Genomic DNA, 13,751 nt, shown 5'->3' with positions numbered 1-13,751 from the left:
AAAAGCATCTTTTGTAACGTTAAACCAATTAATCAAATAAATTGATTTATCAATTCCGGAACTTTATAAGGCAGTTGTTTTAGATCATTTTTCAACGTAAGAGCAAAGCTTGAAGATGTTGAAATCCAATGATTTATTATTGAAACACTCAGTTTTTCAGCTACATGTACACCCATATCGCTCAAGGCAGCAGCATTACAATACTGCTCGTACTGGCCTTTGATGGGTATGCACAGAAGTTTTTTGCCCAGATACAGAGCTTCTGCCGGTGTTTCAAAACCGGCACCCGTAATCACCCCTTTGCAGCTAATGAGTCTTTTTGTAAACTCTTTTGCATCAGCTGGAATGATGGTTACGTTGTTTCTTTTATAGGTAAAGGTTGAAAACTTTGAAAAAACGGTAAACCGCGCGTCTGATTTGCCCAGCACTCTGACCAGTTGAGAATCGCCAAATGCCGGCAAGTACACGACGTAATCCCCATCGTCTGTGGGAGTGGCATTCAGAATTTCAGGCCTTAAAATGGGGGGAATAATCCAAGATTCATAGCGCTGAAAATGGATTCCAAGTGCGTGTCTGCACGGTGCATATTTTTTTAATACAAACTCGCCAACCCGGCTCTTTCGCTTAGGTCGTGGTACTTTTTTGCTCAGAAAAGCTGCCTGATGGCTAAAGGCAAGTGAAGGTACCTTATGCAGTAGAGCCGAAAATGCACTTATGGGCTCAAAGTCGCTGATCACAAGATCATAATTCTTCACCGGAAGGCTCTTAATTTCTTTGAAGGCCTTCGCAAGATTGTTGTGAAAGAGCGTTTTTGAATAACTGAGGCCTCCGGCCTTGTCATACACAAAGCTCACTCCGTCATATCGGTAGTGTACTTCAAAGGGAAGATGAAGATTCGACTGACGACCACTGATGAGTATATCTACATCAAAATGTTTTTTCAGGATTGGCACCACCACCAAAGCTCTTGATACATGGCCATTGCCGGTACCCTGAATGGCGTATAGAATTTTTTTCATTTCACAGTGGGTTGAAAGGCAGCGATGCGCATCAGCAGATTTTCAACGCCGAGGGTATCTGTTTCCGGTTCTTCATTTGGATCATCCTGAAATTGAAAATGTTCGTCAAATTTAAAAATGCTCCATTGCCCATGGTTGTACTCCAGTGAAGTCAGATTTTCGACCCAGTCACCTGAGTTGAGATATATGGTTTTACCTCTCTTGTTGGATACTTCACGGTATTGAGGCTGGTGAATGTGGCCGCATACCACATAGTTCATTCCATTGTCAATGGCCAACTCTGCTGCTGTATTTTCAAAGTCTGAAATGTACTTGACGGCTTTTTTGACGCTGTTTTTTATTTTTTTTGAAAGAGAATATTTTTCTTTTCCCATCTTTTCGAGGATGAAATTCACCATACTGTTGATGAGTATGAGCATGTCATAGCCCCAACCGCCGAGTTTGGCAAGCCATTTTGCGTTTTGTATGCTAGCGTCAAATACATCGCCGTGAAAGATCCAGGCACGTTCACCTCGGTCGAGGTCAATCACCAGCTTATCGGCCAGCGTAAAATTTCCCAAAGAAAACTCACTGAACTTACGAAGCATCTCATCGTGATTGCCGGTGAGGTAATAGACCTGTACCCCCTTGCTCATCAGGCTGATGATCTGCTTGATCACTTTCAGATGCGAGGCCGGAAAATAGCTTTTTCTAAAATTCCAGATGTCGATGATATCGCCGTTGAGGATCAGGATTTCGGGTTTGATGCTTTTCAGGTATCGATGGAGTTCCTTTGCCCGGCAACCATATGTGCCCAGATGCGTGTCGGAGATGACTACCAGTTTCAGTTCGCGCCTTTCCAAGGGATGTTTTTGCAAATTTTTACGAATTCAGATTATCTCATTGTTAATCAATGAAAAAAACAATCTTTTTTATCAATATTTTGATGTTGAAAACCTTTTACTTTCATCAAGAAAAGGATTTCAAATACCTTAGCACTAGTTTTCTTTTTCCATAATGAATACACTTCCATTAAAACGTTATTTAATTGGTTTTGCCTGCCTTACTGTTTTGATATTAGTCTATGTATTTCAAAAGGAGTGGTTCTATTCTGGATTTTATGAAACGGGGGCTGCTTCCGATAAGGTCGCTGATTTTGATCCCTGGAAATTTTTTCTTTCTAAATATGCTCGTTTTCTTATAAACGATTCCATGGCCTTAGGCATACTGTGGGCATTATTTGAAGAAAAAAAGTATATGAACTTTGCATTTGTTGTGTTTTTGGTTGAAGCCCTGGTGATGATGCCCGTTTATGTGGTGGGAGTTATTTGGTACTGGGATGTGTTAAGGTGGTTTCTGAGCCATTTGCACCGACTAGTCGTTAATCCCTTTTTTATGATGCTGCTGATACCAGCATTTTATTATCAGAAAAACATTTCGGCACGATGATCAGTCAGGCGACCATTGACCGGATTTTTGAGACCATGCGGATAGAAGAAGTCATTGGCGACTTCATACATCTGAAAAAAGCAGGTGCCAATTACAAGGCACTTTCCCCTTTTACCAATGAACGCACACCATCGTTTTATGTAAGTCCGGCCAAGCAGATTTTTAAATGCTTTTCATCAGGCATCGGGGGCAACGCCATCACCTTTCTGATGGAATATGAAAAAATGTCGTATGTAGAGGCTTTGCGATACATCGCTAAGAAGTACGGCATCGAAATCGAAGAAAAAGAACCTACCCCCGAAGAAAAAGAAGCCAAAACTCAGGAGGAAAGCCTCTTTATTGTCAATGAATGGGCCAGGCGCTGGTTTGAAGAGCAACTTTGGAACACCGAAGAGGGGCGAAGTGTGGGGTTGGCCTACTTTAGGGAGCGCGGCTTTACTGACGACACCATACGGAAGTTTCAGCTCGGTTACAACCCTTCAAACTCAACTGCTCTGGTGGATGCTGCCCGCAGAGCCGGCCACAATCCCGACTACCTGCTCACCCTGGGCCTGATAAAAAAAGGCGATAAGGGCGACCTATACGATGCTTTTCGTGAGCGCGTCATTTTTCCCATCATTGACCGCGGAGGTCGCACCGCCGGATTTGCCGGGCGCATCATGAACAGCCAGGCAAAAGCTGCGAAGTACATCAACTCACCGGAAAGCCCGGTGTACAACAAAAGTAAAATACTCTATGGCCTTCATGTAGCCCGCAAGGCAATCGGAAGAGAAGACATTTGTTTTCTGGCCGAAGGCTATACTGATGTGATTTCACTGCATCAGGCCGGTATAGAGAATGTAGTGGCCTCCAGTGGAACCTCCCTCACCGATGACCAGGTGCGCCTGATCCGTCAGCTGACTTCCAGGGTAGGCATTCTGTTCGATGGAGACCCTGCCGGCATTCGCGCTTCTCAGCGGGGAATTGACATGTTTCTCAAAGAAGATTTCGATGTAAAAGTCCTGCTTTTTCCCGAAGGAGATGACCCCGATTCCTTCACCCGCAAGCATTCGCCTGTAGAGGTTCGTGCATTTATCGAATCCCATCTTGAGGACTTTATCCGTTTCAAAGCTCGTGTACTCATTACCGGGCCTGAAGCCACCCCCATACAAAAAGTTCAGGCAGCACGCGAACTGCTCGAAAGCATCGCCCTGATGAAAGGCGAACTGAAACAATCGGTCTATCTCAAAGAAGCTGCTGACATACTCGGCATCGACCAAACCATTCTGGCCACCGAACTGCAAACTATCATCAGCCGAAACGCCCTGCAACAGCAAAAGGAGCAAAAGGTCAGGCAGCGAACTTCAGAACTGAAAAAAGTAGAAGCTCCCTCTCAGGAAAAAGTCATTTCACCTCTCTTTGCCATCGAACGCCAGCTTCTCTGGCTTCTGGTCAACTTTGGGAATAAAGAAGACCGATTCAAACACCCTTTTGAAGACCATGAATTTATCGAAGCACGCATCGGCGAGCTGATCTACCACAGCCTTGAAGAAGATGGCTTAACCTTTGAGAACGACGAGCACAGTGCCCTCGCAAACTTGATTTTTAACTACTTCAGAGAACTAAATACATTTCCTGACCATTCATTCTTTGTAAAACATCAGGAAGTGGCTGCTCTATATGCCGAACTATCATCCATCAGCTACAAAATCAGTCCTAACTGGGTGGCAAGAGGAATTTATGTTACAGATTTCAATGCCTTGCTGGAAATCGACACCATTGAGACCATCCTTCGGTTTAAAGACCTACACCTCGAACGCGACATTCAAAAACTTACCCAAACCATCTCTTCGCTTGCAGATGAGAAACAATCCGAAACCCTATCGCGTGAAATCCTTACAAAAATTAATCTTCGAAGAAAAATCAATAATCGATTGAGAAGAGTGGTCGGATAAATTTTTTAAAAGGATTTAAACCCAAAAGCCCATAATAAGATCGATTGTCTATTTCGTCATCTTGGTCTGGAGATAGAGTGATTACAATATGATGCTCCACCTGTTATGGAACCACTTCGCAGACAAATACAACCACCATTAGGAGCAAATTCACAACGTTCACAATTTACTCCTGTACAAGATTCAACTGTACCACCCGGAACGCCCAGATTGATCAATCCGTCAGATTCTATGACCGGAATGCGGAAAACCACCATATTACCTTCAGCATCTTTTGCATTGCCATAAATAAAGCTCTTACCTAATTTCTTATCTGCTTCATAATGAATTGATGAATACTCGTTGAGATTTTTCAAAATATCTATTTTTCTTATAAAAGCTAAAATGGTAGAATTTTCTGATGAAACATCTGCTGTGCGAATAATTAGTTCTGAAGAAAAAGGCTTAAGAAGTTTCTTCTCAGTAATTCCGCTCTCTTCATTTTTGAGATTTTTTACAGCTGGCGACGGCTAACAGGGCCACGACAGCCATCACTAAAACATTCTTTTTCATGGGACTTAGATTTTACTATCTAAGCCAAAGAAAGAAAGAAAGAGTGAGTTAATGATATGCTAATTATTTATTAAATATTCACTTCGGGTTTGTTTATTTCAATTTTCACAGTTAAAGGATTTTATTAACTTCGGCAATGGCGAAGTTTTGCACTAGACTAAAATGTAATCACTAGACCAAAAACTGACCGACATAACATTTAAAATTCATAAATTTGATAATAATTTGACTACAAATATTGTGAAACAAAGAATTTATATAGACACTTCTGTTTTTGGCGGATACTTTGACGAAGAATTCAAAGAACACACTATCCCGCTGTTTGACAGAATCAAAAAGGGAGAATTCATTGTACTATATTCGGCAGTAACTCAGGAAGAACTTGAAAACGCGCCTGAAAAAGTAAAACAATTTGTAGAAAGTCTTAATACCGACCTGACAGAGTTTATTGAAATAACAGAAGAAGCAGTTGACCTGGCGACTGAATACATTAATGAAAAAGTTGTTGGACGAACCAGTTTTGCTGACTGCTTACACATTGCCTTAGCGACTATAAATCATGCAGATTTTTTGATAAGTTGGAACTTTAAGCACATAGTAAACATCGAAAGAATTAGAGGTTATAATTATGTCAACATAAAAAACGGTTACAAACAATTAGAAATACGTTCACCGAGAGAATTTGAAAAATATGAAGACGACTGAAAAAACATTTGACGCTGTGAAATTTATGCGTCAACAACGCGACAAATTGAGCGAAAAGTTATCGAAGATGACAAAAGAAGAAATCGTTGAATACTTCAAGAAACGCAAATCACAAACGACAATAATGCCCCGTGCTTAACTGCATTGTAGTGCAACTGCGGGCTGATGTGCTTATATGAAGTGCGGTTTTTCTTTTATACTTCAGCTGTAATTCGACGGTATTGCGCATCTATAACCCGCGCTTTTATCAAGCCGCAAAGAGGTATAAGGCGATAAGGTGCTGTCAGCAGAGTTGGTCAGAAGCAGCTTTCCATCGGGCATAGGCCTGGGAGATGCGGTGTTGTTGAAAAAAGCTCTTATCCGTTTACCCAAGTAATTCCGCTCCACCACAAGTAATCCTCCATCGACATACACGCGCGTAGTGCCGTAGAGTAAGGGCAACTGATGCTTGCAAGAGGTGATGCGAAGACAGATACAATTATCGACATTTCCAAATCCTATTCACCAAAACTTCCACCAGGGTTTGTTGAATGTATTTTGAATTATATCATATAAATCAATGTCAACAAACGAAATTTTTCGATAATTTTCATCATAATCCTCCATGTCTAAAACCACTCTCACTAAATAATCATCTACAAAATGATAACTTCTATTATAAATATTTTCATTTTCTATCTCTAAAAGAATTTTTCCTTTATTATCAAAAAAAATGAATGAACTTATACCATTTTTAATTGATTTTGGATATTTTATTGAAGTAAGATAAATTTTATATTTTGATAAATAATAAACTGGACCAAAAGACAGTGTACTATCTTCAATAAATATATATTTTTCAGTATTAATTCCACACCCTCCGGTAAGAAGATCTGAATTTAAAAATTTTTTGAAATTAAAATTTTTATGATTAATTTTTATTTCGTTAATTTTTCTACCCATAATGTCATAAATATGTATCTTATTTGAAAAATAATTTGATAAAATAATTTCCTTATTTTGAGTAATTGAAATAAAAGGTATTTGCCAGATTATTTTTAAATCACTGTATTCGCTGAAGTCTCCGATTCTATTGATGCAAATTAGATTATTATCGCTGTCAAACTTAAAAATTCCATAATTTGGACTTTTAAAATAATTTGATTTTGAAATATCATAAACATATTTGTTACAATCTGTCAATTCCTTTCCCAAACATAATATATAAATACTATCAATTCTGTAATAACGCATTCCTGTCCTATTTATAAAATCGCAAGTTTCATTAAATTTGAAAAAAGGACTAAATTTATGTTTTATAATTACTTCTCCTGAATTCAAATTTAACTCTGTTATATAGATTAAAGAATCAAAAGAAATTTTATTAAATGAAATAATTTCAATTGTACTATCACTTGAATATTTATTGTTGTTGATAGTAGTTATTCGATAATTAAAATAATTGTAATATGGAAAAGTACTTTTAATTATCTTTTTATTTATTAAATTTAAATTTTTATCGAAGATTAATAGTGTATCTTTATCAACAAATAGTTTATATTTTTGAATATCACCTTGAGAAATCGAATTTAATTTTTTGGGAAATAAATAATTTGAATGAGTTAAATGTTTTGTTCTTATAATTTCATTTTTACTATTATTATTAATAATATTGTAAAAATAAATAGCAGCCGATATAAAAACGGCTGCTACTATCACATAAATTAGTGTTTTCTTCATCAAATTAATGTTATAATTAAAGTTAATTTGTCTGCATTTGATTGAAAAGTACAATATACTTTATTTCCCGCAATCGTTTTTTCTAAAGTGTAGTATCCGTTTCTCAGATCGCTAAGAAGATCATCTTCGCCAATAAGCTGTGGAAAGAAGGTCTGCCAATCACTGTTGAGAAAAAATTCGGCGACTTCATATGGATTATTACCATTTAAGGGATCCAAAACGATGTTATAATGGCTCGCTGGTACATCTACAGGACATTTACAACATTCTGCAGCAGGAGGAGGACAACATTTATTAATATCTCCACCCGATTCTTCGCATTTCTCCTTATTAAACGTTCCAAATTCATATCCACCACCTCCAATTAGGCGAAAAGTTGGTGAAGTTGTTTCCTTTGTAAGGTTTTGCTCACCCTTCTTACAGCCGGTGACAGTTAACAGTGCCACAACAGCCATGACTAATACATTTTTTTTCATAGGACTTAGATTTTATTATCTAAGCCAAAGAAAGAAAGAAAGAAAGAAAGAGAGAGAGAGTTAATGATATGCTAATTTTCTATTAAATATTCACTTCTGGTTTGTTTATTTCAATTTTCAAAGTTGTCGGATTTTTTAAACTTCGGCAATGGCGAAGGTATAAGGCGATAAGGTGCCGTCAGCAGAGTTGGTCAGAAGCAGCTTTCCATCGGGCATAGGCCTGGGGGATGAGGTGTTGTTGAAAAAAGCTCTTATCCGTTTACCCAAGTAATTCCGCTCCACCACCAGCAATCCTCCATCGACATACACGCGCGTAGTGCCGTAGAGTAAGGGCAACTGATGCTTGCGAAGGGCAATGAGACGGCGTGTAATTACAAAGGTTGATTTTTCGTCTGAGTCCCAGTTTGTAAATTTCATCATCCGTCGGTTGTCAGGGTCGTTGGCGCCCGGCATGCCGATTTCATCTCCGTAGTAGAGGATGGGTATTCCTGGCAAGACTATGTTGAAGGCTGTAAGCATTTGCAGCTTCAGATAAGCATCGCTGTGAGGTTTGCCGATCTGACGGGTATAGCCGGCGAGTTTGGTGTCTTCATCGAAGCGCACATCGCCAGATGCGAGAGAGATGAAGCGCGGCCGATCCTGATTGCCGGTGATGTGACCCATCAGATGATGCATACCGTAGGTTTTCAGGCTTGTTTGAATGGTTGTCAGTAGTTTATCGAGATCCGCTTCACTTCCTATGGCAAAGTATCGAATGGCAGCATCGTAGAGGTTGAAGTCAAATTGCGCATCGAGCATGCCACTTGAAATGTAAGAAGCGATAAGCTCAGGGCTGCCATAAGTTTCACCAATCTGGTAGATGCGGTCACCATTATGACGTACGCGGTCCAGCTGCTTGATTTTCCTGGTCAGCGTGCGCCAGAAGAGTTCGTCGATGTGCTTGGTAGCATCGTGGCGAAAACCGTCAAAGCCAAAATCGCGTACCCATACCAGCGCCGAGTCGGTCATGGGTTCTACAATCTCGGGCCGGGTTAGGTCGAGCGTAGGCATAAATACATCAAACCATGTGGTGAGCCGATGGTCGTCCCAGCGCTCGGTATTGAGGCTGCCGTCGGGCAAATAGAGAGAGGTAGCCCAATCGGGGTTTTTCTGGTAAACAGGGTGCTCCTGGTGTACGTGATTGGCCACATAGTCAAGCACAAAGCGATAACCTTTTTTCTTGCCGGTGGCAAGCAGGGCATTCAGCTCCTCGGCTGTTCCGAATCGGTGATCTACACGTACATTGGAGATTGGCCAATAGCCGTGATAGCCGGAAAATTTGGTTTTTACACCACCTTTATCCCACAGTCCCCACGCGCCTGAAGGATTTTGGGTAATGGGCGAAAGCCAGATGGCATTGACCCCGAGAGAATCGAAATATCCTTCAGCTACTTTCTGACGAATGCCTTCTAAATCACCACCAAAATAGTTGGCAATAGGCAATATTTCCGGGTCAACTACTTTCTGGTCATTGGCTGGATTTCCGTTGTAAAACCTGTCTACCATCAGAAAGTACCAGATAGTAGCATGCCAGTCGTTGCGGGTGAGCTGGCTGTAGGAGCTTACCGGTCGGCCTTCAGCCAATGGGATGAGTATTTCATTGTTGCGACAGCCATCCGAAAATGAGAAAACCCGGAGCCAGGAGCGGGGAAAACGAACTGAAGCCAACGGGAAAACGATGTCCACATGCTCCGGGTTTATATGAATAAAATTGTCAGAAAGCTTTTGATTGTTAAAAAATGCGATGACCCTCTGCCCCTGGCTGATGCCTTTAATGCGAAGCATGCCTTCCTGGTAGCTCACGGCTTCTACATAACCGCAGTTTTCCGTTTTACCGGATTCAATGGTTAGCAAAGAATTGAAGCCTCCCATGCCGTTGCTCACAGTTTGGGGATTTTCGGGGTCGGTCATTTCGCGGCCATCTACTACGAGCACATATTCATATGTGCCGGGATCTGCCAGAATAGTGGTCTGATATACTCCATCCTTAAGTTCAAAGGGATTTGCCAGCGTATTCCAGCTGTTGAAGGTTCCCTTGATGGCTACAGATTGTTTTACATTTATGGATGCGGGCAGGGTATATGTGTAGCGTACTTTTTCAGACCGATAGACTGGGATTTCAAATTTGCCGGATGAGGTGTAAAATGTAGCCACATCTATGGCTGCTGACGCATTGCCGACCAATTTGAAAACCTTTGATTCGTTTGTGTTAACCACTTGCAATGGGTCGGGAAAGCGAAAGGAATCTACCTGCTCATCCGGGAAATAATCGTCTAAATAAAATACCGTGGTATCAGGTGAGAGCCTAATCGGTGTAAAGGGATAAAGGTATCGGATATCGTCATTGGCTGAAAAGCCATCAGTATTTCTGCCGCACGAAATCAGAAAAAATAGTCCAAAAACCGAAAAAATTGCAGAAATTCTCTGGATTCCGGGGGTCATTGTTTGGTAAAAATCGCAACAAATATATTCGGACTAAGTGTATTTACAACACTTACTTAGTCAGTTCATCAGTAATTTCCACCAGAGGATGTCCCATACAGGCATTTGGAAATGTAGTTTTCAGCAGCAGAGCCAGCGTGGGCGCAATGTCGGTGATGTGCACTCGACGACTTGAATTTCCGGCCTTGATACCTGCGCCGTAAAATACAATCGGCACTCGGGTATCATAAGGATACATAGAGCCATGTGTGGTACCACGACGCGCTCCACTTCCTTCGATATAGCCGGGCTCGAGTACCATCACTATATCGCCACTGCGCCTGTAGTAATATCCGCGTGCTGTTTCAGATAAATGGTGGAAATTCAATGTGTGTGATTGAGTAATTTCCTGAGCTGTAAATACATGCACGATGGGGCTTTTGCTCAGAAGGAAATATTTGGCTGATTCCATTACTTTCTGATAATCGAGCTTTCGCGATTGTATAGCAGAGTGGTTAAGGTATATGTTAAGGTTGGTCGCCCTTTCAACCAATGAATCGCCATACGTGTCGAAAAGATGCTTTTTAAGCTCATTGACTACCGAATAATCGAATCCACCAGCCGGCACACGGCGTTCGATCAGATAGGATGGGATATCGGCTACGGCATGGTCGGCAGTCAGAAAAATGAGATAGTTTCCTTTTCCGACCGTTTTGTCCAGATAATCTAAAAATTCTCCTAATTCTCTGTCGAGCCTTACATAATTATCGGCCACCTCTACACTGCGCGGGCCAAACATATGGCCGATATAGTCAGGACTGGAAAAACTGATGGCCAGAAAATCCGTTTCAGCGCGTTGGCCGAGTTTTTCGTGCCTGATCGCTTCCTTTGCGAAGTCGAAGATGATCGAATTTCCAAAAGGCGTGGCCTTGATGAGTTTTCTGCCGCCTTTTTGTCTCAGAGAGGGCAGTGGATAAGGAAATACAGACTTTGCCATGCCGGTAAACGTGCCCTCGTGTGAGCAGTCATCTGCTTCTGTGTACGGCAAATATGCGCTTAAGGGAAGAGCTGTTGTCCAGTTTTGAGAAAGGTATTTATCCACCAGATTCTGTCTGTTAAAATCGGTCACCCATTTTGGCAGGGATGACATGTAATAGGTGGAAGTTATAAAACGGCCACTTTCATCCGCCAGCCAATAGGCAGCATCTGCTGCGTGACCAGCAGGAAAGATGGAGCCGCGATCTTTTACGGAAATACCTATAACCTTACTGCGTGCACTCTGGAGCTTCAACTCATCGGTGATGGTGCTGGCCAGCAGCGGACGGCATGACATCAGCCCCTCACGACTGTCATCACCTACGGTTCTTACAGTCTCATCCTCTGCGCAGTACACGCTTTTTTGCCGATAGCGGTCGTACCACTCATTGCCCACTATGCCGTGATACATGGGCGTAGTACCGGTGTATATACTGGCATGACCCGGCCCGGTATAAGTCGGGGAATAGTTGTAATGCGCATTTCTGTAGTTGAATCCTTCGCTCAGCAGTCGTTTGAATCCACCGTTGGCATCGAAAAGGGGTTCAAAGCGCTCGAGGTATTCGTACTTCATCTGATCCACCACGATTCCTACAACAAGTTTCGGCTGAGCACCGACAATATCGCATAACAAGACCACAGGTAGTAAAAGCTTCCTCATGATTTGGACTATTTCACTGACAAAAAAACACAATGTCGGCAAGGAATCACTAAATGCAAGGAAATTTTTAACCTAAGCATAATGCTCATAACATTTAAAAAAGTAATCGAACTTATCAATACTAAAATTATGTTTGCTGAGAAGTGAAATTTTGATGAAATTATAGATATGTTTCAACTAACAACCCGTTGAATAAGACTGTAATCTTTAAATGGCGATAAGCTGAAAAAACGACAGTTTGAGTAAACCAATGATTTATCCTTTTTGTAAGGTATATTTTTTGTTAAGAGCGCTGAGTCATGCAAATTTGTAAAAAATTTTTACAAAGTATGGAACTGGTAAAAACTATTGAAATTGAATCCATCAATGATATTACCAAAACTGATTTTGTAAGGAAATACTATAAACCTCAGCGGCCGGTCGTAGTAAGGGGGGCTGCCCGTACCTGGCCGGCATTCGAAAAATGGAATCTTGAATATATCAAATCCAAAGGTCGGGACAAAGTAGTACCCTTGTACGACAACAAGCCGGTAGATGCCTCTAAAAAAGTAAATGAACCGGTTGCATGGATGAAACTCGACGAATACATCGACTATCTGCTCAGTGGAAAAAACGAATACCGGATTTTTCTTTACAATTTTTTAAAAGAAATTCCCGAACTTCAAAAAGATATTATCTATCCAGATCTCGGAGTACGCCTGTTTAAAAGCCTTCCCATGCTCTTCTTTGGCGGGGCTGGTTCCAAAGTGTTTATGCACTACGATATCGACCTGGCCAACATTTTTCACTATCATTTTGTCGGCACTAAGACTGCCATATTGGCAGCGCCTGATGACACGCCAAACCTCTACCATGTGCCATTTTCTACCATAAGTCTTGAAGAAATCGATTTTGAAAATCCTGATATTCAAAAATATCCGGCACTAAAAAAGGTAACCTTCTACAAAGCTACCCTTCAGCATGGCGATATGCTCTACATGCCTGAAGGATGGTGGCATTACATGATTTATAACACCAATGGTTTTTCGTTGTCTCTAAGAGGCATTCCGACACATCCAAAAAATTTATTAGAAGCAGTAAATAATGTTTTTGTAGTGCGAAATTTTGACAATGCCATGCGCAAACTTTTTGGCCAGGATTGGATACAATACAAAACAAAAAAAGCCTATGAACGCGTACAGGAACGCGAACTACAAATTGCTTAATTATAAGGCCTTATTATTCATATAAAATAAAATCCAATTGTTGTCAAAAAGGAGCTTTAATCACATAAATCGATTAAAGCTCCTTTTATGCTATTTTTCAAAAAATAGTTCGAATTCGAACAATTCTTTTCTAAAAAAAAAATCAATCAGCTTTACAAGTAATATTGCCCAAAGAAGTGTGATCTTATTGTATATTTCATTAAGTTTAAGGGATTGACGTAAAAACATTTCTTGTTCCTACAACTCATTTATTTTATATTCGCGATTGCTCAATCAGTTTTTAAAATCTTAATAGTTGAATTTTTATGTCACTATGCAGATGGTATTCCTTCATACCTTTGCAAACAAATCGAATATTCAGCAAAAATGAATTTTCTCTCCATATTCCTTGGCATGGTAGGTCCATGGCAGATTGTCTTAATCGTTGTAATTGTTCTGTTGCTCTTTGGTGGAAAAAAAATTCCTGAACTCATGCGCGGTCTCGGATCTGGCGTTAGAGAGTTTAAGGATGCTATGAAAGATCCCGAAAAAAAGGACGACACTAAGTAAAAAGCAAT

General features: G+C 40.7%; 14 protein-coding genes. 6 read left to right on the top strand and 8 right to left on the bottom strand.

The genetic code is table 11. The annotated features are described in order from the left end of the window. Positions 1 to 32: 32 nt before the first annotated feature. Positions 33 to 1,019: a glycosyltransferase family protein gene (locus tag ACK4EX_RS08450; RefSeq protein ID WP_409771735.1), complete on the bottom strand. Its 987-nt coding sequence runs from the start codon at positions 1,017 to 1,019 to the stop codon at positions 33 to 35. Further along, complete coding sequence (locus tag ACK4EX_RS08445; RefSeq protein WP_409771733.1) at positions 1,016 to 1,861, bottom strand: UDP-2,3-diacylglucosamine diphosphatase; 846 nt, start codon at positions 1,859 to 1,861, stop codon at positions 1,016 to 1,018. Before ACK4EX_RS08445 ends, ACK4EX_RS08450 begins: the two co-directional genes overlap by 4 nt. Positions 1,862 to 2,015: 154 nt before the next feature. On the opposite strand from ACK4EX_RS08445, the gene ACK4EX_RS08440 reads away from it, so the two are divergent. Together ACK4EX_RS08440 and dnaG are read left to right on the top strand one after the other, a co-directional pair. Further along, entirely contained in the window at positions 2,016 to 2,447 is a 432-nt protein-coding gene (locus tag ACK4EX_RS08440) for an exosortase F system-associated membrane protein (RefSeq protein ID WP_409771731.1), read from the top strand. Continuing rightward, positions 2,444 to 4,381, top strand: a complete 1,938-nt coding sequence (dnaG, locus tag ACK4EX_RS08435; protein WP_409771729.1) for a DNA primase — start codon at positions 2,444 to 2,446, stop codon at positions 4,379 to 4,381. Before ACK4EX_RS08440 ends, dnaG begins: the two co-directional genes overlap by 4 nt. Before the next feature lie 56 nt (positions 4,382 to 4,437). On the opposite strand, the gene ACK4EX_RS08430 is transcribed toward dnaG, so the two are convergent. Next, positions 4,438 to 4,737, bottom strand: coding sequence for a hypothetical protein (locus ACK4EX_RS08430; RefSeq protein WP_409771727.1), 300 nt, complete (start codon positions 4,735 to 4,737; stop codon positions 4,438 to 4,440). 28 nt (positions 4,738 to 4,765) lie between these two features. Here ACK4EX_RS08430 and ACK4EX_RS08425 point away from each other — a divergent pair, with 28 nt between their 5' ends. Then, on the top strand, positions 4,766 to 4,894 hold the full coding sequence (locus ACK4EX_RS08425) for a hypothetical protein (RefSeq protein WP_409771725.1): 129 nt from the start codon (positions 4,766 to 4,768) through the stop codon (positions 4,892 to 4,894). A 264-nt stretch (positions 4,895 to 5,158) separates the two neighbouring features. Further along, a complete protein-coding gene (locus ACK4EX_RS08420; protein WP_409771722.1) occupies positions 5,159 to 5,638 on the top strand; it encodes a type II toxin-antitoxin system VapC family toxin in 480 nt (159 codons plus the stop codon). 201 nt (positions 5,639 to 5,839) lie between these two features. Here ACK4EX_RS08420 and ACK4EX_RS08415 read toward each other — a convergent pair whose 3' ends face one another. The 5 genes from ACK4EX_RS08415 to pafA all read right to left on the bottom strand — a co-directional run bounded on the left by ACK4EX_RS08415 (position 5,840) and on the right by pafA (position 11,989). Next, a complete protein-coding gene (locus ACK4EX_RS08415) occupies positions 5,840 to 6,079 on the bottom strand; it encodes a hypothetical protein (protein ID WP_409771719.1) in 240 nt (79 codons plus the stop codon). Between the two features lie 60 nt (positions 6,080 to 6,139). Further along, on the bottom strand, positions 6,140 to 7,357 hold the full coding sequence (locus tag ACK4EX_RS08410) for a hypothetical protein (RefSeq protein WP_409771717.1): 1,218 nt from the start codon (positions 7,355 to 7,357) through the stop codon (positions 6,140 to 6,142). Next, on the bottom strand, positions 7,357 to 7,833 hold the full coding sequence (locus ACK4EX_RS08405; protein WP_409771715.1) for a hypothetical protein: 477 nt from the start codon (positions 7,831 to 7,833) through the stop codon (positions 7,357 to 7,359). Before ACK4EX_RS08405 ends, ACK4EX_RS08410 begins: the two co-directional genes overlap by 1 nt. Positions 7,834 to 7,968: 135 nt before the next feature. Next, positions 7,969 to 10,314, bottom strand: coding sequence for an alpha-amylase family glycosyl hydrolase (locus tag ACK4EX_RS08400; RefSeq protein WP_409771713.1), 2,346 nt, complete (start codon positions 10,312 to 10,314; stop codon positions 7,969 to 7,971). Between the two features lie 52 nt (positions 10,315 to 10,366). Further along, positions 10,367 to 11,989 carry an alkaline phosphatase PafA gene (gene pafA, locus ACK4EX_RS08395; protein WP_409771711.1) on the bottom strand — a complete coding sequence of 541 codons (1,623 nt, stop codon included), beginning with the start codon at positions 11,987 to 11,989 and terminating at the stop codon, positions 10,367 to 10,369. A 329-nt stretch (positions 11,990 to 12,318) separates the two neighbouring features. Between pafA and ACK4EX_RS08390 the strand changes: the two genes are divergently transcribed. Then, entirely contained in the window at positions 12,319 to 13,194 is an 876-nt protein-coding gene (locus tag ACK4EX_RS08390) for a cupin-like domain-containing protein (protein ID WP_409771708.1), read from the top strand. 366 nt (positions 13,195 to 13,560) lie between these two features. After that, positions 13,561 to 13,743, top strand: coding sequence for a twin-arginine translocase TatA/TatE family subunit (locus tag ACK4EX_RS08385; RefSeq protein WP_409771705.1), 183 nt, complete (start codon positions 13,561 to 13,563; stop codon positions 13,741 to 13,743). Positions 13,744 to 13,751: the final 8 nt, after the last annotated feature.

The sequence above is a fragment of the Thermaurantimonas sp. genome (genome assembly GCF_046299575.1).
Taxonomy (GTDB): domain Bacteria; phylum Bacteroidota; class Bacteroidia; order Flavobacteriales; family Schleiferiaceae; genus Thermaurantimonas.
Note: the sequence above shows the minus strand (reverse complement) of the source record. Positions and strands in the feature narration are given on the sequence as shown.